23 protein-coding genes and 1 tRNA gene are annotated in these 25339 nt (G+C 62.7%); 9 read left to right on the forward strand and 15 right to left on the reverse strand.

The features are described from left to right. Window positions 1-156: 156 nt before the first annotated feature. From JQ553_RS33030 to JQ553_RS33045, 4 genes are all read right to left on the reverse strand, one after another. Window positions 157-837 (reverse strand): ParA family protein, encoded by a 681-nt coding sequence (locus JQ553_RS33030; protein ID WP_212504266.1) that lies wholly within the window; start codon window positions 835-837, stop codon window positions 157-159. 128 nt (window positions 838-965) lie between these two features. Further along, the gene (locus tag JQ553_RS33035) at window positions 966-1277 is read right to left on the reverse strand and encodes a hypothetical protein (protein ID WP_212504267.1); all 312 of its coding nucleotides are present in this window, start codon (window positions 1275-1277) and stop codon (window positions 966-968) included. 207 nt (window positions 1278-1484) lie between these two features. Next, a complete protein-coding gene (locus tag JQ553_RS33040; protein WP_212504268.1) occupies window positions 1485-1835 on the reverse strand; it encodes a hypothetical protein in 351 nt (116 codons plus the stop codon). Window positions 1836-1870: 35 nt separating this feature from the next. Then, the gene (locus JQ553_RS33045; RefSeq protein WP_409363111.1) at window positions 1871-4255 is read right to left on the reverse strand and encodes an arylsulfatase; all 2385 of its coding nucleotides are present in this window, start codon (window positions 4253-4255) and stop codon (window positions 1871-1873) included. On the opposite strand from JQ553_RS33045, the gene JQ553_RS35385 reads away from it, so the two are divergent. Next, window positions 4155-4442: a hypothetical protein gene (locus JQ553_RS35385; protein WP_409363113.1), complete on the forward strand. Its 288-nt coding sequence runs from the start codon at window positions 4155-4157 to the stop codon at window positions 4440-4442. The genes JQ553_RS33045 and JQ553_RS35385 overlap by 101 nt on opposite strands. Before the next feature lie 73 nt (window positions 4443-4515). Then, window positions 4516-5526: an AraC family transcriptional regulator gene (locus tag JQ553_RS33050; RefSeq protein WP_312015226.1), complete on the forward strand. Its 1011-nt coding sequence runs from the start codon at window positions 4516-4518 to the stop codon at window positions 5524-5526. 65 nt (window positions 5527-5591) lie between these two features. Here JQ553_RS33050 and JQ553_RS33055 read toward each other — a convergent pair whose 3' ends face one another. The 3 genes from JQ553_RS33055 to JQ553_RS33065 all read right to left on the reverse strand — a co-directional run bounded on the left by JQ553_RS33055 (window position 5592) and on the right by JQ553_RS33065 (window position 10088). Further along, window positions 5592-6125 carry an AAA family ATPase gene (locus JQ553_RS33055; protein ID WP_212504271.1) on the reverse strand — a complete coding sequence of 178 codons (534 nt, stop codon included), beginning with the start codon at window positions 6123-6125 and terminating at the stop codon, window positions 5592-5594. Window positions 6126-6528: 403 nt separating this feature from the next. Next, window positions 6529-8301, reverse strand: a complete 1773-nt coding sequence (locus JQ553_RS33060) for an adenylate/guanylate cyclase domain-containing protein (protein ID WP_249144819.1) — start codon at window positions 8299-8301, stop codon at window positions 6529-6531. A 14-nt stretch (window positions 8302-8315) separates the two neighbouring features. Next, complete coding sequence (locus tag JQ553_RS33065) at window positions 8316-10088, reverse strand: adenylate/guanylate cyclase domain-containing protein (protein WP_212504272.1); 1773 nt, start codon at window positions 10086-10088, stop codon at window positions 8316-8318. 351 nt (window positions 10089-10439) lie between these two features. On the opposite strand from JQ553_RS33065, the gene JQ553_RS35015 reads away from it, so the two are divergent. Further along, window positions 10440-10571: a hypothetical protein gene (locus JQ553_RS35015; protein ID WP_283817316.1), complete on the forward strand. Its 132-nt coding sequence runs from the start codon at window positions 10440-10442 to the stop codon at window positions 10569-10571. Window positions 10572-10706: 135 nt separating this feature from the next. On the opposite strand, the gene JQ553_RS35020 is transcribed toward JQ553_RS35015, so the two are convergent. The 6 genes from JQ553_RS35020 to JQ553_RS33095 form a co-directional block, all read right to left on the reverse strand. Next, on the reverse strand, window positions 10707-10907 hold the full coding sequence (locus tag JQ553_RS35020) for an ABC transporter substrate binding protein (RefSeq protein ID WP_312015225.1): 201 nt from the start codon (window positions 10905-10907) through the stop codon (window positions 10707-10709). Further along, window positions 10852-11673 (reverse strand): ABC transporter substrate-binding protein, encoded by an 822-nt coding sequence (locus JQ553_RS33075; protein WP_283817318.1) that lies wholly within the window; start codon window positions 11671-11673, stop codon window positions 10852-10854. Before JQ553_RS33075 ends, JQ553_RS35020 begins: the two co-directional genes overlap by 56 nt. An 85-nt stretch (window positions 11674-11758) precedes the next feature. Continuing rightward, window positions 11759-12523, reverse strand: a complete 765-nt coding sequence (locus tag JQ553_RS33080; RefSeq protein ID WP_212504273.1) for a hypothetical protein — start codon at window positions 12521-12523, stop codon at window positions 11759-11761. Window positions 12524-12608: 85 nt separating this feature from the next. Further along, a tRNA-His gene (locus JQ553_RS33085) sits at window positions 12609-12685 on the reverse strand. 178 nt (window positions 12686-12863) lie between these two features. Next, window positions 12864-13298, reverse strand: a complete 435-nt coding sequence (locus JQ553_RS33090) for a phasin (RefSeq protein WP_212504274.1) — start codon at window positions 13296-13298, stop codon at window positions 12864-12866. Between the two features lie 261 nt (window positions 13299-13559). After that, window positions 13560-13946: a phasin family protein gene (locus JQ553_RS33095; protein ID WP_212504275.1), complete on the reverse strand. Its 387-nt coding sequence runs from the start codon at window positions 13944-13946 to the stop codon at window positions 13560-13562. Window positions 13947-14281: 335 nt separating this feature from the next. Between JQ553_RS33095 and JQ553_RS33100 the strand changes: the two genes are divergently transcribed. Together JQ553_RS33100 and JQ553_RS33105 are read left to right on the forward strand one after the other, a co-directional pair. After that, window positions 14282-17728: a PAS domain-containing protein gene (locus JQ553_RS33100; protein WP_212504276.1), complete on the forward strand. Its 3447-nt coding sequence runs from the start codon at window positions 14282-14284 to the stop codon at window positions 17726-17728. Window positions 17729-17871: 143 nt separating this feature from the next. Then, window positions 17872-18699 carry a metallophosphoesterase gene (locus tag JQ553_RS33105; RefSeq protein WP_212504277.1) on the forward strand — a complete coding sequence of 276 codons (828 nt, stop codon included), beginning with the start codon at window positions 17872-17874 and terminating at the stop codon, window positions 18697-18699. Here JQ553_RS33105 and JQ553_RS33110 read toward each other — a convergent pair. Together JQ553_RS33110 and JQ553_RS33115 are read right to left on the reverse strand one after the other, a co-directional pair. Then, window positions 18638-19123, reverse strand: coding sequence for a Crp/Fnr family transcriptional regulator (locus tag JQ553_RS33110; RefSeq protein ID WP_212504278.1), 486 nt, complete (start codon window positions 19121-19123; stop codon window positions 18638-18640). The genes JQ553_RS33105 and JQ553_RS33110 overlap by 62 nt on opposite strands. A 97-nt stretch (window positions 19124-19220) precedes the next feature. Further along, window positions 19221-20015, reverse strand: a complete 795-nt coding sequence (locus JQ553_RS33115) for an alpha/beta fold hydrolase (RefSeq protein WP_212504279.1) — start codon at window positions 20013-20015, stop codon at window positions 19221-19223. Window positions 20016-20161: 146 nt separating this feature from the next. Here JQ553_RS33115 and JQ553_RS33120 point away from each other — a divergent pair, with 146 nt between their 5' ends. From JQ553_RS33120 to JQ553_RS33135, 4 genes are all read left to right on the forward strand, one after another. Next, window positions 20162-20806 carry a GntR family transcriptional regulator gene (locus JQ553_RS33120; protein WP_212504280.1) on the forward strand — a complete coding sequence of 215 codons (645 nt, stop codon included), beginning with the start codon at window positions 20162-20164 and terminating at the stop codon, window positions 20804-20806. A gap of 2 nt (window positions 20807-20808) precedes the next feature. Then, on the forward strand, window positions 20809-22338 hold the full coding sequence (locus JQ553_RS33125) for an aldehyde dehydrogenase (RefSeq protein WP_212504281.1): 1530 nt from the start codon (window positions 20809-20811) through the stop codon (window positions 22336-22338). A 198-nt stretch (window positions 22339-22536) separates the two neighbouring features. Then, a complete protein-coding gene (locus JQ553_RS33130) occupies window positions 22537-23904 on the forward strand; it encodes an MFS transporter (RefSeq protein ID WP_212504282.1) in 1368 nt (455 codons plus the stop codon). Between the two features lie 129 nt (window positions 23905-24033). Next, window positions 24034-25107, forward strand: coding sequence for an alpha/beta hydrolase (locus JQ553_RS33135; RefSeq protein ID WP_212504283.1), 1074 nt, complete (start codon window positions 24034-24036; stop codon window positions 25105-25107). Window positions 25108-25339 lie beyond the last annotated feature (232 nt).

Below are 25339 nucleotides of genomic sequence, written 5' to 3' on the forward strand. Positions count from 1 at the left end.
TCGCGACCAGAGCAATATCGGTTCTGATTGAGTCAGAACCGAAGCTTCGCGTCTTCCTTGCGCGAACCGGCATCCACTTCGCTCGAAAACGCAATAATGAAACTGCCAACGAAAAACGCGCCGTGTCCGCGCGTTCCTGGTCCGCCCGGGCTGTGGCTACGCGGCCTGCTTGTGCATCGCGCCGGAGGTCGACGCCGTGCCGCGGATCGCCTTGATCGAGCGTTCGATCGCAGCCCACAACCGATTGATCTCGGCAGCCGCGCGGCCCTCCGCATAATATTCGCGGGCGCCTTCACCTTGGCCGAGCGCCATCAGGAGGTCGGCGCGGTTGGAAATCTGGCCGCTCCACACCGGCGCACGGAATTTCGCCAATGCCTCACGCGCGATCGCGACGATGCGGCTCTCGACGCCGTCACGTTGCGCGGGCGCGCCGTTGATCACGACGGCATAGGGTTTGCGCGCCGTGCGGCAGGTCTGGATCGTTTCCTGCACCGCGTTGACGTCGAACACGCCGGGCCGCGCCGGAATGATCACCATCGTGGCGTTCTTGATCGCATCGTCGACGACGGCCGACAGGTTCGGCGGCGTGTCGATGAACACCCACTCGATGCCGTCTCGCTTGGCGGCAGCGATGATGCTGCCGACGGAATTTACCGCCGCCTTGATCGGCGGCTCATTGGTGCCCCGCAATTTGTGCCAGAGGGTGAGCGAGCCCTGCGGATCCGCATCGATCAACAGACACGGCTTCGTTGCCTTGTGCACTTGCGCGGCAAGGTGAGCAGCCAGGGTGCTTTTCCCCGAGCCCCCCTTACGCGAAGCGAAAACAATGACGTTCATACCTTAGCCTCCAGATTGACCCCAGAAGCCGAAAATGAATCAGCGCGCTGATTCGCGAAAGAAAAAAATAACTTGCATGTCAAAAAGTGGCCAAGATTACCAGGGTGCGTTGGCTTTTGAGTCACACGTCACTGTGCGCGCTTCGCGCGCTCGCGCTCGCTCCATTTGCGCACTGCCCAGCCAAGCATCTTCGCGATCGGTTTCTGCAGGAACGGCACATCCTGCGCGAACAAAAGGAGTCCGAGCGGCAGCATCCAGAGCCCGAGCACCGGCAGAATGCTGAATATGCCGCCGAGGATCAGCAGGATCGCGAGCGGAATCCGCACATAGCGCGACGACGGCTTGCGCACCCAGCCGAGAAATCGCGCCGGTCCAGCCGGAAGCCTGGCCTCGAACCAGGCGAAATGCCGATCGATCTCCTTTTTGTAGAAGTCGCTCACGCCTCTCTCCTGCTCTATCCCGCACGGCGAGATCGAGTCCCTTCGTGAAGAACACATGAGAGCAGAGATGATGCTGTGTGACGGCATCACAAGGCGTCAGTCTGTCGCGTGCAATGGCCTTGAAATTGCGGGCGCGCGATCCACCGCAATGCTGCAAGCCGGGCGCCGCCATAGGTTCGTGAAGTCCGGGAAAGCCAAAAGAAGCAACTAACTGTTGCCAGACCTGGTGACCACGATGCGACAGAGAAGGCTGGATAGAAACGCGTGCAGCCCGACGGCCGGCCAAAGAAGAACCCCTGCAAACTCGCCCACGAGTGCGATGTAACCGAGATAGAGCGTCACGGCCGCGCTATATGCGAACATGCCAGTTGCCGGAGTGCCTGGCCAACATGAAATTCCCAGAGCGATCAGTGCAATGCCAGCCACCCGTGCGACCGGGATTGCGATCCCGGCAAGCGGCTGCCCCAGCAACACTTGACCGACGACCGACGGGACAGCCAGCAACGCCAATCCCGTCACAGCCTCGGCGATGGCGGCGAAAACCAGCACTTTCTTCATCCCGCCGACGACCTCATGCGCCGCGCAAGCAGTCTTCAGTTCTTGGGCTGCCTGGCCGGCTCCGATTCCAGCTTGAACGTTAACTTGCCAATTTTGCCGGTGAACTTGAACGGCGGGTCGTACCGATACTCCAAAAGCGCCAGTCCGGTTCGTGTGTCCTGTCCGACGTCGAAGGTCTCGTCCTCCGGGAACGTGATCGGGGTGGAATTCTCCATCGAATTTCTGGCAACTTCTTTGCCGTCGACGGACAAGACGCCGGTTCCTCCCTTCCCCAAACCTGGTTCAGCAGACTTAAAATCAAACACGATGGTGTGTTTGCCGGCTTCGAGCTCAGACCCCTCCCACATTGTCCGCTTGAGGTCGAGGAGGTTGTAGAGGAACACCACCTTGCCGCGGCCGACGCCGAACTCCCCCTTGCTCAGGAAAAGGCCGTAGCCGCCGAAACGTCCCCCCTCGGTGACGATCATACCCTCCGCGCCGCCTTCGGGAATCTCCACTTCCGCGGTGATGGTGTAAGACCTGTTCTTGATGTCAGGCGCGGCGCTGGGCGGCGTGCCGATCAGTTCACCCGAATAGGTGAACTCTGTTCGTCCTGCTGTGAGACTCGGCCGCGGCGTGTTCCAGCGCGCGAGCGTCGTGTTGTCGAGTGGCAAAACGTTGTACTTCTTCGCCTCGGCGTAAAAGACCTCCTGCATCTGCTTGAGCTTGTCAGGCATCTTGGCGGCCAGGTCGTTGAACTGCGTAGGGTCCTCCTGAACGTTGTAGAGCTCCCAATTGTACCCGGTGATCACATCAGGCGGGGTCTTGGTGCTCAGCTCCCACGGAAGGGTCACCGGGGTCGTGGCCGCCACCCATCCATTCTGATAGATGGCGCGATTGCCGAGCATCTCGAAATACTGCGTCGTGTGTCGCGAGGGCGCCGCGGCGTTGGCGTTGTCCCACGTGTACGCCATGCTGACACCTTCGATCGGAATCTGCCTGATCCCGTTGATCGTGTCGGGTTGCGGAATGCCGGCCGCTTCGAGGATGGTCGGCACGATGTCAATGACGTGGTGGAATTGGCGGCGGATGCCACCGCGGTCGGTGATGTGGCCGGGCCATGACATCACCACGCCCTGGGCTGTTCCGCCGAAATGCGACGGCACCTGCTTCACCCACTTGAAAGGCGTGTCCATCGCCCATGCCCAACCTGCCGCGAAATGCGGGAACGTCCGCTCCGATCCCCAGAACGGGTACCACGGAAACTGGTCTTTCACTGGCACGGGAACGCCGTTGAAGGTGGTGAACTCGTTCGGCGTGCCATTGAGCATGCCTTCGGCACTCGCGCCGTTATCGCCCCCGATGTAAATGATCAGAGTATTGTCGAGTTCGCCGAGGTCTTCGACGGCCTGAATCACGCGTCCGATCTCGTGGTCGGCGTAGGCGAGATAGGCCCCGTAGACGTCCGCCTGCCTGATGAACAGCTTCTTTTCGTCCCAGCTCAGGGAGTCCCATTCGGGCAAGTCTTTCGGCCAGGGAGTGAGCCTGGCATTCTCGGGCATGATGCCCAGCCGCTTCTGATTGGCGAAGATTTTCTCACGCACCTTGTTCCAGCCCTCGTCGAACAGGTGCATGTCGCTGACCTTCTTGACCCACTCCGGCGTTGGATGATGCGGCGCATGAGTGGCACCCGGCACGTAATAGACGAGCCACGGCTTGCCCGGCGCGATTTCCTTCAACTGTTTCATGTACTGGATTGCCTCGTCGGCCATCGCCGTCTCGAGATTCCAGCCGGGATTGTTGAGGAAGGGATAGATGGCGGTGGTATTGCGGAAAAGGTTCGGTTGCCACTGGCTCGCATCGCCACCCACGAAGCCGTAGAAGTAGTCGAAGCCCATTCCGTTCGGCCATTGATCGAACGGCCCGGCCTGGCTCGCCTGGTAGAACGGCGTGTTGTGGTCCTTGCCGAACCACGAGGTCGCATAGCCGTTCGCCTTCAGGATGGTGCCGATCGTGCCCTTCTCGATCGGGATGATGGAGTCGTATCCCGGAAATCCCGTTGCGATTTCGCCAACCACTCCGAAACCCACCGAGTGATGATTGCGTCCCGTGATGATCGCCGCTCGTGTCGGTGAGCAAAGCGACGTCGAATGGAAGTTGGTGTAGCGCAGTCCGGCCTGCGCGATGCGATCCATGGCCGGAGTGGGGATCACGCCGCCGAAAGTACCGGGTGCACCGAAGCCCTGATCATCGGTCATGATCAGGAGCACATTCGGAGCACCTTTCGGAGGCACCACACGAGGCGCCCACCACGGCGTCGACTCGGAGGCTCTTTCCCTGATGACTCCGCCAAATTGGGGAGGCACCGGCGGTAGTTGTTTTCCGGTGATCGTCGTCGTGGCGCTCGACGAGCCTGGAGTGCCAGTGACCTGCTGGGCCATCGTCGAAAAGGCACCACAGGTAAACAATGCTGCACTTGCCAATAAGCGGAAAGTAAACATTCAAGTAACCTCCCCTGGCCTGACCGATAATGTTTTTCGCTGCTCAGAGTGCGGCCTATCAGGCCGCTATATTATCGAGCCGCGTGACGCCCGTATTGACTTTGGCGCGCAAAATTTGACTAAATAGGAATCTCGTCGTGCACGCGGCCCCGTAGCTTGAACGGAGGTCAACGGCCTTGGATGCTCCCACTCAGCCCGCCGTGAGCGAAGCTACCGCGAAGATCCGGAATGTCGCGGCTATCCCTCTGGTTCTGCGCGAGCTTGGCGCGGATGTTGAGGCAGTTCTGCGACAAGCTGGCCTCGACCCACTGATCTTCTCCAACTCAGAGAACGTCATGCCCTATGCCGCACTCGGGCGGCTGCTGAACAAATGCGTTCAGGTCACGGGCTGTGAAAGCTTTGGGCTCCGTGTAGGGGCCAAAACAATGGCAAGCGCCATCGGCCTTACCGGACTCGTCTCGCTGCATTCTTCAACCGTGCGCGAGGCTCTGCGAGTTATCAATGACACACTGAAGACAAGCGAGACCGGTGGCGCAACCTTTCTCGATGTTCACGGAGGACAGGCTTCTTTTGGCTATGCCGTCACAGCTCCCAACATCGAGGCGGTCGATCAAATCGAAGACGGCTCCGTCGCCATCGCCATCAACATCATGCGGCAGCTCTGCGGCCCGGCGTGGCGAGCCAATCGCGTTCGTCTCAGCCGCAACCGCCCTCGTGACAAAACGCCGTTCCTGCAATTCTTCGAGACACAGGTCGACTTCAACGAGGCTTGCTCCTGTTTTGAGTTCGATGCTGCAACTCTCGAGCAGCCGGTGCAAGGACGCCGGCCGGAGTATGAGGATGTTCTCGCCCCTCTTCTCGAACTGGCCGCCGCGAACACGAGCAAGGATTTTCTCTCGACGGTCAAGCTCGTCATTCGCAGCCAGATCGGGACTGGAAATGTTTCGCGCGATAGTGTCTGTCTCACCATGGGCATAGGTCCGCGGACGCTTGCCAAGCGCCTGGAGAGTTACGGGTTGAGCTACTCGAGCCTCACCGAGGAGATCAGGTTCGAGACCGCGCAGAGTCTGCTGAAAAAAGAGATTCCCATTGCCGACATCGCAACCCAGCTCGGCTTCGCCGATCAAAGTGCGTTCTCGCGCGCTTTCAGAACGTGGTCAGGCTCAGCGCCCGCACGGTGGCGCGCGGCGCGGCGCGATGAGAACCATTGAGCCCGATATCGAACCGGGCGGGCCGCCGATGCGCTCCGCTCGAGGACGCGCGACGTAGCGCACTCTCACAGTGAGCCGGACTGACCGATCCTGGCGCCCACATACGCCTCAGCCTGTTGGAGCAGGAGGTCGAGTGAGCTAACGGCCGTGTCGAGCACCAGATGCTCTCGATCCCACGGTTCATAGTCCCGGTTCACTACCTCGTGCCACGTTGGCAGCTTGAGGCCCCTGATGTCTGAAGTCCGCGTTTCCACTCGTTGCCGATGCAATACCACGTCGCTGCAAATCACCTCGATCTCAACGACGCTTGCCGACTTCTGCAAGGCGGTCTCTCGCCATCCGACTCGGCTTGCAAGGACTGGATTTACACAGTCTGCGACGACGATACGTCCAAGCTCGAGATTTTCAGCGGCCAGTGCGTTGGCTACGACGTAGCCCATCGCGCCGACCGCGTGGCCTGCTACCCGTAACGCCTGCTCAATGGCGTCGATACGAAGATACGTGGCCCCCAGACGTCTTATGAGCTCGCGAGAAATTGTCGTTTTCCCGGTGCCAGGGAGACCGCCAAAGACAATCAGCGCTGGCGCATGGCCTATCATGCCGCATCATCCGTCAGTATTCGGAAGTCCACAATGAGTCGTTCGCGACTGTACCGGACACAAACGCTTCTACGATTTTCGTTATGCCAGCGAAGCGGAAGCCAATCATCCGCGATTACCCGCGCGCTTCGTCTCCAGAATCGTAGTGCCGCCGATACGAATCAGGACCGGGATTCTATCCTGAAGCTGTAGCCGTGCTTTCCGAGCAGCGCCAAAAGATCGGGTCCGTCGATCAAGCCGTCTCGCGGCGCGCCCGTTTGATTTGGGTCCCCTTTCGGGCGGACCTGCGGTTCTACGCGGGCGGGCCATCCCGATTTCACACTATTTGCCCTTAAAGACCCAGCCGCCGCCGAGGTTCACAGGGCCGCGTGGTCGACACAGGGAACGAGGGGATACACCGGAGTCATTCGGGCAACCCGGCCTTCCGAAGACCCTCAATATACAGCTTTGCGTTTGATTGTCCGCCCCGGGCGATTAAGGCCGATATTTGAAAGGCGGGATCGATCTCAAGCAGACGCGCCGCCGCGTCGTGTGCCTCAGCGTCACGTCCGAGATGGGCGTAGGCGGACGCGAGGCAGAGGTAGGTTGTCCGAAAGGAGGGGATCTGACGTTGAGCTCTCTTCCCTACGACGACGGCCTCGTCAAAGCGGCGAAGCTCAATAAGGGCTATCCCAATGCCATGAAGCGTCATGTGTAGTCGCGGGTCTACCGGGCTCATGCGAATGGCACGTTCATAGCTCCGGATCGCTTCCTCCGGCAGCCCCGCAATTCTATAGACATGGCCTCTGCCGGTCCATGCGAGCCATGAGTTTGGGTTGAGCGCGACCGCCCGGTCAGTCATTTCGATCTCGGCTTCACTATCGCCGATCATGTACGCCGAAATTACGGAAGCCCTTGCTAACACGTCTGGATCACTATCATCGATGCTCAATGCCAAACGAACGAGCCGAACTGCTTCCTTGCGGTCGAACTGCGGATCGTTGCTATAGCCCCAAACGACGTTGAGCAGGTGGCAGATACCTGCCAGTGCCGCAACAGCGCCGAACCGAGGGTCGAGCTCCAAGGCACGATGAGCCAGCCTTATCGCCTCGGCCAACCCTTCGCGGGTCGTTAGGTAGAACTGCTGCGTGGCTCGGAGATAAAAATCATAGCCGGTGAGGTTTTCTGGTCGTCGCCGCGTCGCCGTTTCAATTTCTGTTTGAAGCATCTTTGGCTCGATGGCTGAAACAACGGCGATGGTTACTTCGTCCTGAAGAGCGAAAACGTCGGTTAGGTCACGCTCAAACCTGTCCGCCCATATGTGTACCCCTGTAGTCGCATCGATCAATTGCCCGGTGATGCGAACTTTCCCCGCCGCCTTGCGCACGGACCCCTCAAGGACATAGCGGATGCCAAGCCGACGCCCGACCTCCTTTATATCGACGGCTTTGCCCTTGAACGTAAAGCTCGAATTGCGAGCGATGACGAACAACCATTTGAACCGCGAAAGCGCGGTGATGATTTCCTCAACCATTCCGTCCGCGAAGTATTCCTGCTCGGGATCGCCGGACAGGTTCTGGAATGGCAGAACCGCAATAGAGGGCTTGTCGGGTAGCGGAGGTGGGCTCTCAGTCTGACCAACACGCTCAGCGGCCCGTTGGGTTTCACTCGGCCCACCCACCTGATAGGCCCTGATTGGCTCTTGGATGTTCTTCACCTGCTGAGCACCAAGGTCTACGAAAGCCATCGGCAGGACCTTGCGTACCTGATCGTACGTCGCCCCGGAGATACACACGCCACCCGGCTTCGCAACGGACTGCAGACGCGCGGCAATGTTCACGCCGTCGCCGAAGAGGTCCCCAGCGCGAACCATCACATCTCCAATGTGTACACCGATGCGGAAGCTAATGCGGCGCTCGGGTGCGAGACTGGAGTTCGCTTCGGCCAAAGCGGTCTGCGCCTCCACCGCGCACTGCACGGCCTCCACGGCGCTTCCGAACTCCGCAAGGACACTGTCGCCCGCCGTGTTCGCTATGCGGCCCCTGTGCTCTTCAATGAACTTGTCGAGGATCGCGCGCCGTTCAGTCAGCCCCTTGAGCGTGCCGACCTCGTCAGCGCCCATGAGGCGGCTGTAGCCTTCCACATCCGCTGCGAAGACTGCGAGGAGCTTCCGGCTGACTGTCATAGGGTCTGACATGCGTGCCCTGATCCCTACCCTTCGGGTACTCCGGCCATGCGCATGCCCTGATAGGCCCGCTCGCGTGCGGCAAGGAAAGCCGGGTTGTCGCTCGGTGCACCGGCGCGAAAGCGGCGAACCGTGAAGCTTGGATCAAGCGCAAGTCCGGCTTGCACAACGGCGCGCGCCTCGTCTAGCGAGCCGAGCCACGCCAAAGTAGCTCCGAAGAGGAAATGAGCGATAGCAAAATTGCGGTTGGCCTCGATGCCCTTACGGAACCAGCCGACCGCTTCGGCATCTGCGCTGAACCAAAACTTCGACTGACCAACCCACATCATCCAGCGGAAGGCGAAGGTATCGCGCGGGGAAAGGCGAAGCGCCTCGCGGATATGTGCCTCGGTCTCCTGGCCGCGTCCCATGTAAAGCTTGGCAACACCAATCCAGGCATGCGCATTGGCCAGATTTCGGTCCAGCGCCAATGCTCGCTCGCATTCATAGATCCCTTGAGTAGCGCGATTTGTGAAGATTTGGACAGCGCCCAGATACATGTGAGCCAATGGGTGCTCGGGGGCTGTGGACAGTGCCTTGATCAGGCTGCCTTCAGCAGCGGCCAGCCGCGCGGCCCGGTCATCGCCAACAAAAGTGGCACCTTGGTTTAAGGTAGCGCCTGCCGCGCCGACCAACGCCTCAATATTCCCGGGATCAAGCGCCACGGCACGTTCGAAAAAGTTCTGCGCTTTGGCCATGTATTCGTTGGTTAACCCCCTGTGTATGCAAGCCATGCCGCGGAAGTACAAGTCCATTGCATCGGGGTGCAGCGAACGCTCTGCTCGCCGGGCTTCGGCCGCAACGAGCTGCGTGTTCAGCGTATTGGCAAGCCTCGATACGATTTCGTCCTGCATCTCGAATAGATCAGCGACGGGCTTATCGAACCGTTCGGCCCAAAGGTGATTGCCGGTCTCGGCGTCGATCAACTGCACATTCACGCGAAGGCGGTTGCCGCCGCGTTGCAAAGAGCCTTCCAGCACATAGCGGACGTTCAGCTCACGTCCCAGCTTCTTTACGTCCACGGGCTTGCCCTTGAACGTGAGCGCCGTGTTATGAGCGATGACGAACGAGCCGCTGATACGCGACAAGTCCGTGGTCAGGCTCTCGGTCACACCATCCACGAAGTAGTCTTGCTCGGGATCGCCACCGATGTTTGCGAACGGCAGCACCACGATCGAAAGACGCGGGGAGGAGGTTGACAGCGGGACAGCCCGATCTGCGTTTGCGTTGCCGCCGACCGCATAGGCGCGGATCGGTCGAGCGATGTTCTTTAGGAGTTGCTCGCCAAGGTCGGTGAAATCGACGGGGACCTTGTCGCGAACCTGTTCATAAGCGGATGACGAGATACAGATGCCCCCGGGCTCAGCCATCCCCTCAAGCCTCGCTGCGACATTGACGCCATCTCCCAGAATGTCGTCACCCTCGATTAGTATGTCGCCGAGGTTGATCCCGATCCGAAACAGCATGCGCCGTGTCTCGGGAACACCGTTGTTTCGCTTGGCCATCACCGCTTGCACAGCGACGGCGCACTCGACCGCATCGACCACCGAAGGAAACTCAAGCAGCACACCGTCCCCCGTGCTCTTCACGAGGCGTCCCCCGTGTTTCGCCACGAGAGCATCGGTAACCTTCCGGTGTTCACGGAGAGTACGGGCGGTGCCCACTTCGTCGAGGCCCATGAGCCGCGAGTAGCCGGCCACGTCAGTGGCGACTATGGCCGCCAACCGGCGTCCGACCCGTGCTGGCTGCTTTTGCTTCATGGCCAAGCTGCCCCAGCGACGCCATCCTTGCCCGGATGCCGCCTGCCGCCAGTCTGGGCTTAGGGGCGGCCCTCGTCAACAAATGGAAACCCATGGCATCCTGGGGTTCGGTGCCTGTCCTGCGTTGCCCCGTGGCTCATTAGCACCGCCCTTGCTCTACCCGGGAATGCACCGCGAGCACGTCCCAAATCATTCCAGCGCTGAGGCTGCCAATGCCAATCTCGTATCAACTTAAGACGCCCCGGAGAACAGCAGCAGCGTAGAGGCTTCAAATCGTGACACTGATCGGCGACCTCGCGGAGGGCGGACCTGCTCACTGCCGATATCGAACACGAGGAGACGCGCGCGGGAATGCGTGACGCGTCGGACGCGGCCTATCCGGTGCTGGCGCCGAGCCTGAGGATGCGAAGGAAGAATATTGAGGCGACCATTGCCACGCTGGAGAACCTTCAGGCGCACTCGATACGACAGAACGCGAGGTAGCATAGGTGATCATCGGGGAACACCGAGCGCCGGGGCGTTTCTCGTGCCGAGGCTCGACTTCCGCTATGCGACAGTAGCGACGACATTCATCATCGCACCGAAGCGACGCGATGGGCCACAAGCAGACATCGATGACTATTCGATTATCTCGTCGGCGCGGACAAGCAACGAGGGCGGTACGGTGAGGCCGAGTGCCTTCGCAGTCTTCATGTTGATGACCAGCTCGAATTTGGTCGGCTGCTCAACTGGCAGGTCCGCAGGTTTGGTGCCTTTGAGAATTTTATCGACGTAGCCGCCAGCATGGCGGAGCAGATCGGCTATGTCGGGGCCGTACACGATCAATTCGTCCCGGGCTGACCCACTGAATAGGTAGATCGCAGGCAGATGATGATTTGCCGCGAGCGCGGCAACGCGCGGGGCCTCTTGCAGTTAGGTTATCGCTGAAGACAATCATCGCATCGGCTTGCTGGGCGGCCGACGCAAAGGCCACATCGAGTTCATCAGCCGTGGTTGCCTCGACTATCGGTAGAGCCACGCCCATGGTCCGGGCTGTGCGGGACAGTTCGTTGGCCAATACGAGCCTGTGCGACGGGTTGCCGGGATTGACCAAGAGCGCAACCTTCGAGGTGGCAGGCACTAGTTCCCGCAAGATTTCTATTCGCTTCGCGAGCCAATCTCCCGGCGCGTAGGTCGCAAGACCCGTTATGTTGCCGCCCGGGCGCGACAGGCTTTGGACGAGGCCGGTCGCCACGGGATCAAACACGGCCACGAATACAATCGGGATAGTTGCCGTTGCCGATTTCAGGGCTAAGGCCACCTGCGGGCTCACGCCAACGAGCACATCGGGCTTGAGAGCGACAAGCTCGTTCGCTAGAGGCGGTATGCGCTCGGCTTGCCCCTCGGTCGACCGGTAATCAATGATGAGGTTCTTCCCTTCGATCCAGCCATGATCGCGCAAGCTGTCTAGCCACACCTTGTAACGTGGCAACTGTTTGAGCACAGGATCAAGATAGCCGATCCGGCGAGGCGGCCCTTCTGCCCGAGAAGTCCGTGACGAAACGAGCAGTGCCGCAGCACCCGCTATGAAATCCCGCCGTCGCATGTGTCCCCCTTCCAAGGACCACGCCTCTGGGGGAGAGATTAGCACTTGTAGTGCGGTTGTGGGGTGCCTTGAAGACCGGTTCGGGTCATTCGCGCCCGAGCTGCGACAGCCGCAATTCCGCTGGCTTAACAACCTTCACGAAGGCTTCGAACAAGTCCCAGCAGCTAATGCCTGAGCCTCGCGTCGGACCGTCTGTGAACGCTGGGAAGCCGTCCGGGGTATCGTCGCGGGAGTGGTCACCGTTAGCGCGCCGCTCAAGCAACCTTATGGCGGGTAACAGGTTGTCGCCAACAGCATCGACAAACAGCGCATAGGCGGTGGTGTTCAGGGCCTTGCCCTCGCTTGCAAGAAATGTCGCCACGCGCGCCAACTCGGCAATCTGAGGCCTCACTGCTTCGCGAACCTCGGGCTCCTTCTGCCATTCCCAGTGAGGATCGGCCTTGGGGTTCTCATGGTAGCTTTCGGGTGCTTCGGGGTAGATAACGTTCCACACGAGATGGTCGCTCATCTCCCGCCAACGCTTCGGCGGCCCTGGATCGTTTTCGTATTGATTAACGAAACACGCATACCAGAGGCCCGCGAGCGCTATCGCGTTCAGCTTGGTGAGCGGCTGGCCTTCGCCGTTTCGTTGCGCGCGCAATGTGGCGATACGCGTTTCAACCTCGGCTTCCCATTCACCAAGTCGCGCCTTTGCTTCGTGGCGCGGAGTGTCACCGGGCAACTTCAGCTGTGCCTCGCGCCGAACGCCATACAGTCGAGCGTATTCGTCACGCACATCCTCAGGGATGCCCTCGCGGGCAAACAAGCGACCATCAGCAGCACGATTTAGAGCGACCATCCGCAACGCCATTTGTAGCGCCTTTTGTATTTTCGGAGGCGCGAATACGTCAGGTCTATCAGTAAGTTGCTGGAGATGCGGGACAATTCAACTGTAGTGGTACAGTTGGGTGGGCTCGAACCACCGACCTCCTGTTCCACAGACAGGCGCTCTAACCAACTGAGCTACAACTGCATCCTTGCGCGCGGGCCCCTCGGAAGGGGGCGGCAATTTCGGCGGAAACTAGGTGCAACGCCGAGCTTTGGCAAGGCCGGAACGGGGCTATTTGCACCCGCCATTTCGCGGCTTGCCAGTCAGCAAAAAGCCCGGACCGTGCGGCCCGGGCCCTTCGTTAGCCTGAAAGCTGAGACGATCAGGCGGCGGGCTTGTAGAGCTTCGACGCGCCGGCCTTGATCGGCTCGGCGGCCTCGGCCGCGACCTTCTGCCCGAGTTCGGCCAATTCCTTGGCCTGGGCGGTGTAGGTCTCGAACTGCTTGCGGGTGTGCGAGGTCCAAAGCTCAAGCGCTTCCGACGGCGACTTCACGCCGAACAGCTCCTGGGCGAAGTCGAGCGAGGCGGTTGTGTTGGCCTTGAAGAACTCGATCATCTTGGCCGAGTAGGCGCTCGTACCCTTGCTCACTGTGGTGAAGACGGCCTCGAGCGTGCTGTTATGGGTTTCGGCGGCGTCCTTGAACCTGGCGTAGTTGTCGCGAGCCTGCGACACACCCTTCTCAGCGAAGGCGCGCATTTGTTCGGGAACCTCGAACGGGACGATCGAGGCAGAAAGCGGATCAGACGGGTTAGCCATTGACGTGCATCCTTCGCAACAGATGAAACGATGTGTCCATTGCGAACGCGCCGGAACCTATGACCGGACACGTTGGGAATGGATCACGCTGCCTTGGTTCACGGGATTACCCTTGCGGGTCATTGGCGAGTAAACACCCTTATCATGTCAATTTTGTGCAACGCAACGCAAATTGAGGCGCGATGCCGCACTTTTGATCGTGATGGATGCACTGGCAAGAAATCTCTTCCCAGGGTTGTCACGAGGATTTGAGATTGCCCGTCAGCTCTTCGGCTTAACCGCGTCGATGGCAGCGCGGCTGACCATCTGACCCATTTCACTGGCCTGCTCGGTAAGCGAGCGCATCTGGCCCTGCACATATTCGCTGTGCAGCTTCATGACCTCGGCCAGATCCTTGGCCTTGAGCAGCGACTGCGCGTAGTCCAGCGAGGTCTGCACGTTCCTTTCGGCGTAGCTGAAGGCCTTGGTGGAAATGTCCCTGGCGCCGGCGCGTACAGTCGCGCCTCGCTCCTCGATCGAGCCGGCGGTCGCATCCGCGCTGCTGACGAATTTCTCGAACGCCTTGCGCGCCTGGTCCAGGCTCGCCTCGGCCATCGACCGCATCTCCTTGGGAATCTCGAAACGATCACGCCCGTTGTTGTCGTTCATGGTCGGTTTCCTTTCAATTTCGGCAAGCCGACCGGCACCCCCGCGGGTTCGCGGCAGGATCTTGCGAGGCCATCTTGCGGGTGTTGACGGGGCGCTGTCGGTTCACATCGTGGGCCTGGCTCCCGGCTGCTCACACCAGCAACGCCGGAGCGATCCGGATTGTTCAGGCAAGTTAACGTTATCCGCCTTTGGGCGCGCCGCGTGCGGGGTGCGGCCGTGGACCTCGCCCCTCCGCTTGCGATACTAACCTTCTGTTAAGGCTGTCGTCCCTTGGCCGCCGGTTCCAGCGTCGATCCGGGATGAAAGCGCAACCAACGCGGGCCAAGTCTTGCGCAATGAATGATTCGGAATTCCAGCTCCAGGCGCTTGGCGATCCCCGGCTGGCGGACCATGCGACGAGCGCCCTGCCGGCATGGCTGTGGTCAGCGGACGGTGCGCGAATCCTTTGGGCCAACCCGGTCGGCGCGCAAGTATTCGGAGGCGTCAACGGCGCCGATCTGGCAAGCCGAATGTTCGGCCCGGCCGATCCGCATCGCCGTCAGGTCGCCCGGCTCGTCCGGAGCCTTGCAGCCAGCGGCGCGGTGCGGTTGGAGCGCCTGCGCGGCTTTGACGCGGCCCCCGGAATGCTTGCGACCTGCGCCTGCGCGCGGTTCGACCTGCCCGATGGCAGCCACGGCGTTCTGCTCGCCACGGTCGGTGCGACCGGCCGCACGATGCCGTTCGTCGAGCGGCTGCAGCGGCTGGTGCAGGGGATCGACCACCCCGTCGCAGCTTTTGCGCGCGACGGCCTGTTCATCGGCGCCAACGAGGCGGCCCGTTCGCTGCTCGGTCTCCACGATCTCGCTGAGGCGGGGCTGGATGCCGCGCGCAGCGACGCGCTGAAACAGGGCAGCGCCGCCACCAGTGTCGGGATCGGCGGCGTGACGCTGCAGCGGGTCGGCCGCGGCGCCGATATCGGGCTGGTTGCCGTGATCAGGCCCGCGGCAACCCGGCCCATGAATGCGTGGATTGCCCCGGCCGCCGCGCCGGAGTGCACGGTGCCGGAGCCGGTCGCGCAGCCCGCGGCCGAGCCGAAGGCCGCATCGATGGTCGAACAGCCGATCGTCAATTACGAAGCGCCCGAGTTGACCGACGAGGCGCCGGCCGAATTCGCGCTGTTCGATGCGCTCGATCCGCCGGAGGCGGAGCCGTTTCAATCACAGCCCGCCGCCGCTGAACCGGTCGTTGAAGCAGATCAGGCCAAGGCGTCCTCGCACGAGCCTTCGCCCTACATTGAGCCGGTCGCGGGCGAGCCTGTGTCATCAGCGCCCGGTGATACTTCCGAGCATGCGCCACCACCCAATGCGGCCGCGGACACGCCAGCGCACGCCGCCGCGCCGCCGTCCTGGCTCGACGAGCCCTTGCCGAGCGCGCGGCGATACCCGCTGCGCTTCATGTGGCAGATGGACCATGAGGGACGCTTTTCGCTCGGCTCGGACGAGTTCACCCGCCTGATCGGCACGCGCACCGCCGCCGGGTTCGGCCGGCTGTGGACCGACATTGCGCAAACCTTCGGGGTCGATCCCGAGGGCCGCGTGATGAAGGCGTCGGCCACGCGCGACACCTGGAGCGGCATCGTCCTGGAGTGGCCAGTCGATGGCGGCGGCAGCCTGCCGGTCGAATTGTCGGGTCTGCCGATCTTCGACCGCGGTGGGAATTTTGCCGGCTATCGCGGATTTGGCGTGTGTCGCGACCTCGACGGACTTGCGCGACTCACCGCGTTGCGGCGGTATGAGTTCTTCGGCGGCCCACCCGCGCCGCCGTCCGGCGATGATACGCCGCGGCCGGCGGAGCCGCCGCAAACCGGTGCAGCAAAACCACCACCTTCGGAATTGATTGAGGCAACCGCATCAGAGACTCCACACCAAGCCGATCTGGAAACAGCCGTGGATCCGACTCACGAGACGCGCGAGGACATGGGCGAGGAGACACCACAGAACGTGGTTCCGTTCCGTCCCGCTGGCGATGCAAAACCGCCGTCGCTGACGCCGGTTGAAAACAATGCGTTCAACGAGCTTGCCCGCCAATTGTCGGCGCGGCTCGAGCAAGTGGCGCAGCTTGCGACAACCTCCGGCCAAAGCGACCCCACCGAGACGGTCGCCGAACAACCTGTTGCAAGCGAGCCCCCGCCAGAAGAACCGCCGGCGGAGCGGACGGCCCAGTGGCTTGCTGAACCCGCGCCGCCGCCGCGCGGCGAAACCAGGCGCGACAGGGCGCTGCTCGACCTCCTGCCGGTCGGCGTCCTGATCTACCGGCTCGACCGCCTGCTCTATGCCAATCGCACATTCCTGGAACGAATGGGCTACGACAGCCTGCATGCGCTGGAAGACGCCGGCGGCCTTGATGCGCTCTATGTCGAAGCGGGCATGTCGAACGCGGGCGGCGTCTCGGGAGCCGGCACGCCGGTGACGATCTCGGCAAGCCAGTCCGCGGATGGCGCGATGCAGTCGATCGCGGCGGACGCGCGGCTGCACAGCATTTCCTGGGACAGTGAGTCCGCGCTCGCGCTGATCTTCTCTCGCACGCGCGCGGAGGATGCCGCCATCGCGGCGGCGTTGTCCGAACCGGATGCCAGGACGGACCGCGCTCCGGCAGCCGAGCCGGCGCTTTCGGCGCCGGAGCCGGCCGCCGGACATGCCGACGCCGAAGAGCTCGGCGCGATCCTCGATACCGCGGCCGAAGGCATCGTCATGTTCGATGCCGAGGGCAACATCCGTTCCTGCAACCGCAGTGCCGAGGCGCTGTTCGGCTATGATGGCGACGAGTTCATCAGGCGCAATCTCGCCGATTTGTTCGCGCTGGAGAGCCAGCACGACGTGTCCGAATATCTCGCGGGCCTGAAGTCGGCCGGTGTCGCGAGCCTGCTCGACCATGGACGCGAGGTGCTGGGGCGCGTGCGCCAGGGCGGCATCATTCCGCTGTCGCTCACCATGGGCCGCACGCGCGCCGACAGGCCGAACTTCTTCGCCGTGTTCCGCGATCTGTCGCAGGCCAAGAAAAGCGAGAGCGAATTGCGCGAGGCGAGGCGGCTCGCGGAACGCGCCGCGAACGCCAGGTCCGACATGCTGGCGCGGATCAGCCACGAACTGCGCACGCCGCTCAACGCCATCATCGGCTTTGCCGAGGTGATGATCGGCGAGCGTTTCGGCGCGCTCGGCAACGAGCGCTATCTCGAATACACAAGGGACATCCGCGCCTCCGGCGAACGCGTGATCGCCATCGTCAACGACCTGCTCGACCTGGCGCGGATCGAGACCGGCAAGCTTGATCTCGCCTTCACCAGCCAGAACCTCAACGAGATGGTGGAAAGCTGCGTCGCGGTGATGCAGCCGCAGGCCAACCGCGAGCGCATCATCATCCGCACGTCGCTCGCGCATACGCTGCCGCCAGTCGTTGCGGATACGCGCGCGCTGCGTCAAATCACGCTTAACCTGATCGGCAATTCGATTCATCTCGCCAATGCCGGCGGCCAGGTGATCGTTTCGACTGCGCTGTCCGACTTCGGCGAGGTCATGCTGCGCGTGCGCGACACCGGAGTGGGCCTCAACGACAACGAGGTCGCCGCGGCACTGGAGCCGTTCCGCGCCCCGACGCCATCGGACCAGGCCGGCTCCGGCGGCGTCAGCCTGTCGCTCACCAAGGCGCTGGTCGAGGCCAATCGCGCCAAATTTCAGATCAGGACCGGCGGCCGGACCGGTACGCTGATCGAGGTGGTGTTCACCCGCGCCGCTGCGCGGGCTTAACTGCGTCTTCTTGCGCCGCGCCGCGAGGGAGACACGCGCACATTCGCTGCGGGAATCTGTCGCGTCCGCCTGGCGCGGTACGGCACGGTTCTTGCTCGATTTCCGGATCGCCCTTTGATGGGCCAGCCGGGCCTTGCTCGATCATGCGCTGCCTTGTGGTCGCCGATCTGCACTACTCGTTGCCGCAGTTCGACTGGCTGCTGGCGGCGGCGCCGAAATTCGATCTCGTGATCTTCGCCGGCGATGCGCTCGACATCGGCTCCTTCGTCGACTTCCGTGCGCAGATCGTTGTGGTCAGGAAATACCTGTCGCTGCTGGCGGCGCGCACCCGCGTCATCCTCTGCTCCGGCAATCACGACCTCGACGAGCGCAGCGCGGATGGCGAGAAGATCGCGCGCTGGATCGCCGAAGCCAGGGAGTTCGGCATTGCCTGTGACGGCGACAACCTGACCATCGGTGACACGTTGTTCACGGTCTGCCCATGGTGGGATGGCCCGCTGGTCAAGGCGCGCATCGACGATCAGCTTCGCGAAGCCGCGGCGATGCCGCACGGCCGCTGGATCTGGGTGCATCACGCTCCGCCGGCGAATTCGCCGACAAGCTGGGGCGGCAAGCGCTTCTTCGGCGATGTCGAACTGGCGCAGTGGATCGCCCGCCACCATCCGTCGATGGTGATTTCCGGCCATGTCCATCAGTCGCCGTTCATACCCGACGGCTCGTGGTACGATCGGATCGGCGCGACCTGGGTGTTCAACGCCGGCCTGCAGCCCGGCCGGCCGCCGGTCTACATCGTGCTCGATCTCGACCGGGGACAGGCGTTCTGGCTTGCCGCCGGCGACGCACGGACCATCGATCTCAGGCAGCCCCTGCATCGGCCGGCGGCACCCGTTCTCGAACCGCCGGACTGGCTCACAGCCTTGGATCGGATTGCCGATCCGACCCCGGCACGACCTGCATCGGCGGCAGGCTGATCATGCTCTGCAGCACTTCGCCGACCATCGCGAGATGCGTGCCATGGTCGGCATATTGGTGCATCAGATCGGCGAGATAAGTCGTGGCGACGTGGAGCCGCTGCGCCAACAGCCGCGCGATCAAGATTGCCACCGTCGGCTGGTCGCGCAGGAAGGACGCCGCATCCTCAAATTCGTACAGCGTGGAGTCGGCCGAGGTGCGCACGGTTGCGGAATGCGGCTGCTCGAGCAGCACCGACATCTCGCCAAACACTGCGCCGGGCTCGCTGATCACGGCGACCACGCTGTCGCCCTTCACGACCTCGACCTTGCCGTCGATCAGCACGAACAGATGCCCCGTCCTGCCGCCCTCATCGATGAAGGACGTGCCCGCCGGCAGGCTCCGCCGTGCCGCTCCGCTGCAATGATCCAGGATCGCATGCATGTCGTTTCGCCTCCGTCTCTGCACCAGATTAGGCAGAGACCCGGTCCGAGGTGAAACGCATTAGCTGGGCGTCGTGCCCAAATTGTCGGCAGGCGGGTTAGGCGGCGGCCGGACGAGCGCCCGGCAGAAAATCGCCGATCGTCTCGAGAAACAGCTCCGGCGATTGCAATTGCGGCACGTGCGCACATCCCGGAATGATCTTGAGCTCGGCGCGAGGCAGTCCCGCCGCCAGTTCATGGGACATCGGCGGCGGCGTCGCTTCGTCGTGCTCGCCGACCAGGACGAGGGCCGGCACGTTCACGCCGCGAAGCTCCGAGCGAAGATCGAGGCTTGCGAGCGCCTCGCAGGCGGCTTGGAGCACGCCGGCATCGGTGCGCAGGAAGGCCGCGCGGCGATCCTGCATCAACGCGGGATGCCGCGCCTGGAAGTCGGGCGCGAACAGCCGCCGCATCGCGACGTCGGTAATCGCGCCCAATCCTTTTTCGCGGGACAGCTTCGCCATGTTGCGGAACGCCTCGCGGCCGGGCTCGGAGAATGCCGCGCCGCAATCGGCGAGAATGAGCTTGCTCGCGATCGCAGGATGCCGGATCGCCATCTGCAGCGCGACGAACCCGCCATAGCCGTTGCCGAGCACGATCGCCGCCTCGCCGCCCGCCGCATCTTGGACCGCCTCCGCCATGCGGTCGGCGATCGCGGCGAGGCCGCCGTCCACCGCCCGCGAGCGCCCGAATCCCGGCAGTTCCGGCGCGATGGTCCGGAACGATGTCGCAAGCTTCGGCACGATCGCATCGAAGCTCGCGCGATCCGACAGCAGCGAATGGAACAGGAACAGCGGCGATCCCTCGCCCGATTGCGCTGCGTTGACGGTGCCGTTGGCGAAAAGCCTGTCCATTGCCGATCCCTTGAGCTCGCCTGGCGTCAAACGCCGAGGGCGCCCGATCCCGGGCTGGCGGTCAAATCTCGCGAATTTCATCCGTTTGACCCTTGACGTGATATTTCACGACTGCAACATTGTGGCAAGAGAGGCTGATCAAAAACATGCTCTTGCGCGACAATATCTACGAAAATATCCGATCTGATATTTTATCATGTCACTTCGCGCCCGGCGATGAAATGCGCGAGCAGGATCTCGCCGAGCGCTATGCTGTCAGCCGCCAGCCGGTCCGGGATGCGCTCCTGAGGCTCGAGCGCGAGCATCTCGTGACGGTGCACCCGCGCCAGGGTTATCGGGTTAATCCGATCTCGCTCTCGGATGCGCGCGACCTGCTGCGCTTCCGCCTTGCGCTCGAGCCGGCCTGCGTCACTGAGGCGATCGAGGGCGCGTCCGACAGCGTGCTGAAATCGCTCGACGAGTTTCGCCGCTTCTCCGGCAATCATGAGAACTTCATCGCCTACAACCGCGCGTTCCACACCGCGCTGGCGCACGCGTCCGGCAATCGGCGGATGGCCGCGGCGCTGTGCGACCTGATCGGTCAGGCCGACCGGCTGGTGCGCGTCAGCGTTTCCAATCTGAGGGGCCACGATCCGGCAAAGCTCGTCGCCGAGCACGTCGCCCTGATCGAGGCCATGCAACGGCGCGAGACTCGCAGCGCGGCGCGCATCATCAAGGCCCACATCGTGGCCACCGAGAAGCGTGTCCTGCCGGCGCTCAGGCGCAACGCCGTCATCATCGAAGAGAGGTGATCATGAACATTCCGTCGAAGCCGGCGTCGATCGACGTCGAGATCCACGGCAATTTCGTCGACGGGCGCGAAATCGAGGCCGGCAATGGCGAGATGCTCGACGTTCGCAATCCCGCCACCGGCGACGTCATCGCCCGGATTCCGAACTCGACGCCTGCGGACATCGAGCGTGCGATGAAGAGCGCGCGCGCCGCCTTCGAAGGCAAGGCGTGGGGTGGCCTGGACACGCGCGCGCGCGCGAAGCTCGTCAACAGGCTCGCCGATGCCTTCGAGGCCAATCTGGACACGCTGTACCGGTTGGAAACCCTCAACAACGGGCGGCCGGTCAACGAGACCCGCGCCCAGCTTTCGCGTCTGCCAGACTTCTTCCGCTACTTCGCGGGGCTCGCATTATCGCGCCGTGATTCCGTGATCCCGGTCGAAGGCTCCTACCTGAACTACACGCTGCGCACGCCGATCGGCGTGGTCGCCAACTGCACCCCGTTCAACCATCCCCTGATGATCCTGTGCAAGTCGCTCGCGGTGGTGTTGGCGACCGGTTGCGTCACCGTGGTCAAGCCGTCGGAATACACGCCACTCACGACGCTGAAGCTCGCGCAGATCTTCACCGAGGCGGGACTGCCGCCGGGCGTCTTCAACATCGTGCTGGGGCTCGGTCAGAGCGCGGGCAGGATGCTGGCGGAGCACGGCGACATCAACAAGCTGGTGCTGACCGGCGGTACCGAGGCGGGGCGCATCGCCGGCAGCGCGGCGGCAAAAGTGTTCGCGCACCAGACCATGGAGCTCGGCGGCAAGACGCCGGTGATGGTGTTCGACGATTTCGACGTCGACCGCGCCGTCAATTACGCGGCGTTCGGCGCCTTCATCGGCGCCGGCCAGACCTGCGTCTGCGCGTCGCGTCACATCGTGCAGGCTTCGATCTATGACGAGTTCGTCGAAAAGCTGAAGGCCAAGACCCGCACGATCCGGATCGGCGATCCCTTCGATCCGAACACCCAGCTCGGCCCGGTGATCTCGGCGCGCCAGCGCGACCGCGTGCTTGCCTATTCGCGCTACGGCCATGAGGACGGTGCTCGGCTCGTGACCGGCGGCGTCGCCGCCAAGGTTCCGGGCCACGACAACGGATATTTCGTCGAGCCGACGGTATTTGCCGACGTCCGGTCGGACATGCGCATCTTCCAGGAAGAAGTGTTCGGGCCGTTCACCTCGGTAACGCCGTTCAAGGACGAGGCCGACGCACTGCGGCTCGCCAATGATTCCCCGTTCGGGCTCGCCGCCGCGGTCCGTACCCGCGACGTCGCGCGCGCCCATCGCGTGGCCGCGGCAGTGAAGGCCGGCATCGTCTGGATCAACGATCACCACCGGCTCGACCCAGCCTCGCCTTGGGGCGGCGTCGACGACTCCGGCATCGGTCGCGAATGCGGCACCGAGAGCTTCGACGATCACTTCAACACCAAGAGCGTGATGGTCGCGACCCATGAGCAGCCGTTCGACTGGTACCGCGACACAGCGAGCCAGCAGCGATTGAACTGAAGCATGATCCGGAAAAGTGTGAAGCGGTTTTCCCTCGCGACAAACGCGAAGCGTTTGCGCGGAGATCATGCTCAAACAGAGAGCTAAAGCGCGATGACGATTCAACCCAATCTCATCGCGCTTTAGCAGCCATTGCAATCGGCACAACGCCCGCGAGAGGCGGCCGCCAACAGGAATAGCAGACAGGGGAGAGCGCACATGTCGACATCGGTCAACGCAGGCAGCCGTCTTGATCGGCTTCCGATCGGGCCATTCCATCGCCGCATCATGCTGCTGATCGGCATCGGGATGTTTTTCGACGGGTTCGATATCTACATCGCCGGGACGGTGCTCGGCGTGACACTGAAGACCGGGTTTTCCACGCTGGCCCAGAATGCCGCCTTCATCTCGGCGACCTTTGTCGGCATGATGCTGGGATCGTTCGGCACCGGCTTCCTCGGCGACCGTTACGGGCGCCGCTTCACCTATCAGTTCAATTTGCTGTTGTTCGGCATCGCGTCTCTCGCGGCGGCGTTTGCTCCGAACATGGCATTTCTGATCGCCTGCCGTTTCGCGATGGGCGTCGGCCTCGGCGCCGAGAACGTCGTCGGCTATTCCACGATGACCGAATTCGTGCCGGCGCGGAGCCGCGGCAAGTGGCTCGGCTTCACGGCGGTCTGCGTGGTGACGGGCCTGCCCGTGGCCTTGCTGGTGGCATCGGTCGTCGTTCCGCAATTCGGCTGGCGCGCGATGTTCGTGATCGGCGGCGTCGGCGCGCTCATTGTCTGGTACCTGCGCAAGTCGCTGCCGGAATCTCCCCGCTGGCTGGAGGCCGTGGGCCGCACCGCGGAAGCGGAAGCGCTGATGCAGGCCATCGAGAAGGAAGCGGCCCAGGGCCGTCCCCTGCCCCCGCCGGCGCCCGGGGTCGCAACGCCCGTATCGCCCGATCTCGGCACGTTGTTCACCGCGCCGCTGCTCTCGCGGATGATCGTCGGCGCAGTCTGCCTGATCACCATCAACACCTTGCTGTATGGTTTCATCACGTGGCTGCCGGTGTTCTTCATCAAGCAGGGTCTGTCGATCGCCACCTCGTTCGGCTATTCGCTGCTGATGGCGCTCGGCGCCCCGGTCGGCTCGGCGATCGGCGCGCTGACCGCGGACCGCTGGGGCCGCAAGCCGACCATCATCGGCGCCTCGCTGATCTCGGTCGTGCTCGGAATCATCTATCCGATGATCTCCGATCCGGTGCTGCTGCCGGCCGTGGGATTTGCGCTGACGGTTCCGATCTACGTGCTGGTCGCACTTCTGTTCGGCGTCTACATCCCCGAATTGTTCCCGACCGAGGTCCGGCTGCGCGCCTCCGGCATCGTCAACACGCTCGGGCGCGGCGCGACCATCGTCACGCCGTTCCTCGTGGTCATGCTGTTCGAGGCGCGCGGCGTCGCCGGCGTGATGGCGCTGATGATCGGGCTGCTCGTGCTGCAGATCGTCACCGTGTGGGCGTTCGGAATCGAACCCCGGCACCGCAGCCTGGAAGAACTCAAGGGCGAGGAAGCGGCATCCCCGATCCTCAAGGAAGCCTCATAAGACGCGACGGCTCCTCGTCACCACGCGCCGCATCACGACTTCGCATCCCGAGGCTTGCCGCGAGATGCGTGCTCATGCCGCGTGCCATCCAGAACCAACAAAAATCTATCTCTGAAGTGGAGGAGACATATGATCGAATTCGGTCTCGACAGGTTTGGCCGGCTTGCCTGCCTCGGTTTTTGCGTGATCGCGGCGACGCCTTCCGCGGGTTGGGCGCAAGCCGCGGCGCCGGATGCGCTGCAGGTTCCCGCCAAATCCGTCCCGGTGCCCGGCACCGTCAGCCCGCAGCTTGCCAAGATCGTCGGCATGCCGCTGCGAAACGGCTGGGACGTGCTGCCCAAGACCGGCGAGGATTGGGTCCCGGTCGTTCAGGCGACCGCAGCGGCGACGCTGAAGAATCTTCCGGCAATGCAGGAGCGGCTTCGCGTCAAGGTCGAGAAGACCACGATCGACGGCGTCCGGGCATTCATCGTCACCCCGGCAAGCATCCCGCCTCAGAACCAGAATCGCGTCCTGCTTCACATGCACGGCGGGTGCTATGTGCTGAACCCCGGCGAGGCAGCTCTGCCTGAGGCGATGTTCATGGCCGGCTTCGGCGGCTTCAAGGTGATCTCGGTCGACTACCGGATGCCTCCGGAGGCCTATTTCCCGGCGGCGCTCGATGACGGCATGACGGTTTACAAGGCGTTGCTCAAGACAACCGATCCGAAAAAGATCGCGGTGTTTGGCAGTTCCGCCGGCGGCGCGCTCACGCTGGAAATGATGCTCAAGGCCAAGCAGGACGGACTGCCGATGCCGGGTGCGATTGCACCGGGCACGCCGATGTCCGACGTCACCAAGGTGGGCGACACTTTCGTGACCAATGCCAAGCTCGACAACGTTCTGGTTTCGCCAGACGGCTTCTGCGATGCCGGCACGGTCGTTTACGCCAAAGGTCATGACTTGAAGGATCCGCTGCTCTCACCGGTCTACGGCGACATGAGGGAATTTCCGCCCACCATCCTGACCAGCGGCACGCGCGACCTCCTGCTCAGCAACACGGTGCGCGTCCACCGCAAGCTGCGAGAGGCGCGCGTCGAGGCCCAGCTTCAGGTGTTCGAGGCGCAGTCGCATGCGCAATATTATCGCGACGACACCTCGCCGGAGGCCAAGGAGGCCTTCGAGGAGATCGGATTGTTTTTCGACAAGCACCTCGCGAAATAGGCCTGCCATCATGCCCCGCGTCGGCGGGGCATCTTTGGCTCCCGCCGCCATCTGAAAGTGTTCGCAACGCGCGAATGCCCGACGGGCAAATCACTCGAAAACCTGTCCAGCCCTCGCGCGAAAAATATTGCACTTCCGTCGTCGGGCAAATCAGGTGTTCAATTCCGCCCGTCTCACCCGATCGAGGGGCGCTTCGCGATCGTCACGAGTGTTGCGGTGAGATGCGGTGGAC

The sequence above is a fragment of the Bradyrhizobium lablabi genome (assembly GCF_018131005.1).
GTDB classification, from domain to species: Bacteria; Pseudomonadota; Alphaproteobacteria; order Rhizobiales; family Xanthobacteraceae; genus Bradyrhizobium; species Bradyrhizobium lablabi_D.

Coding starts and splice junctions, on each gene's coding strand:
- JQ553_RS33030 (WP_212504266.1), bottom strand. CDS start 837: ATGAACGTCATTGTTTTCGCTTCGCGTAAGGGGGGCTCGGGGAAAAGC.
- JQ553_RS33040 (WP_212504268.1), bottom strand. CDS start 1,835: ATGAAGAAAGTGCTGGTTTTCGCCGCCATCGCCGAGGCTGTGACGGGA.
- JQ553_RS35385 (WP_409363113.1), top strand. CDS start 4,155: ATGACTCCGCCAAATTGGGGAGGCACCGGCGGTAGTTGTTTTCCGGTG.
- JQ553_RS33045 (WP_409363111.1), bottom strand. CDS start 4,255: ATGGCCCAGCAGGTCACTGGCACTCCAGGCTCGTCGAGCGCCACGACG.
- JQ553_RS33055 (WP_212504271.1), bottom strand. CDS start 6,125: ATGATAGGCCATGCGCCAGCGCTGATTGTCTTTGGCGGTCTCCCTGGC.
- JQ553_RS33060 (WP_249144819.1), bottom strand. CDS start 8,301: ATGTCAGACCCTATGACAGTCAGCCGGAAGCTCCTCGCAGTCTTCGCA.
- JQ553_RS33065 (WP_212504272.1), bottom strand. CDS start 10,088: ATGAAGCAAAAGCAGCCAGCACGGGTCGGACGCCGGTTGGCGGCCATA.
- JQ553_RS35015 (WP_283817316.1), top strand. CDS start 10,440: ATGCGTGACGCGTCGGACGCGGCCTATCCGGTGCTGGCGCCGAGCCTG.
- JQ553_RS33075 (WP_283817318.1), bottom strand. CDS start 11,673: ATGCGACGGCGGGATTTCATAGCGGGTGCTGCGGCACTGCTCGTTTCG.
- JQ553_RS33080 (WP_212504273.1), bottom strand. CDS start 12,523: ATGGCGTTGCGGATGGTCGCTCTAAATCGTGCTGCTGATGGTCGCTTG.
- JQ553_RS33090 (WP_212504274.1), bottom strand. CDS start 13,298: ATGGCTAACCCGTCTGATCCGCTTTCTGCCTCGATCGTCCCGTTCGAG.
- JQ553_RS33095 (WP_212504275.1), bottom strand. CDS start 13,946: ATGAACGACAACAACGGGCGTGATCGTTTCGAGATTCCCAAGGAGATG.
- JQ553_RS33100 (WP_212504276.1), top strand. CDS start 14,282: ATGAATGATTCGGAATTCCAGCTCCAGGCGCTTGGCGATCCCCGGCTG.
- JQ553_RS33105 (WP_212504277.1), top strand. CDS start 17,872: ATGCGCTGCCTTGTGGTCGCCGATCTGCACTACTCGTTGCCGCAGTTC.
- JQ553_RS33110 (WP_212504278.1), bottom strand. CDS start 19,123: ATGCATGCGATCCTGGATCATTGCAGCGGAGCGGCACGGCGGAGCCTG.
- JQ553_RS33115 (WP_212504279.1), bottom strand. CDS start 20,015: ATGGACAGGCTTTTCGCCAACGGCACCGTCAACGCAGCGCAATCGGGC.
- JQ553_RS33120 (WP_212504280.1), top strand. CDS start 20,162: ATGCTCTTGCGCGACAATATCTACGAAAATATCCGATCTGATATTTTA.
- JQ553_RS33125 (WP_212504281.1), top strand. CDS start 20,809: ATGAACATTCCGTCGAAGCCGGCGTCGATCGACGTCGAGATCCACGGC.
- JQ553_RS33130 (WP_212504282.1), top strand. CDS start 22,537: ATGTCGACATCGGTCAACGCAGGCAGCCGTCTTGATCGGCTTCCGATC.
- JQ553_RS33135 (WP_212504283.1), top strand. CDS start 24,034: ATGATCGAATTCGGTCTCGACAGGTTTGGCCGGCTTGCCTGCCTCGGT.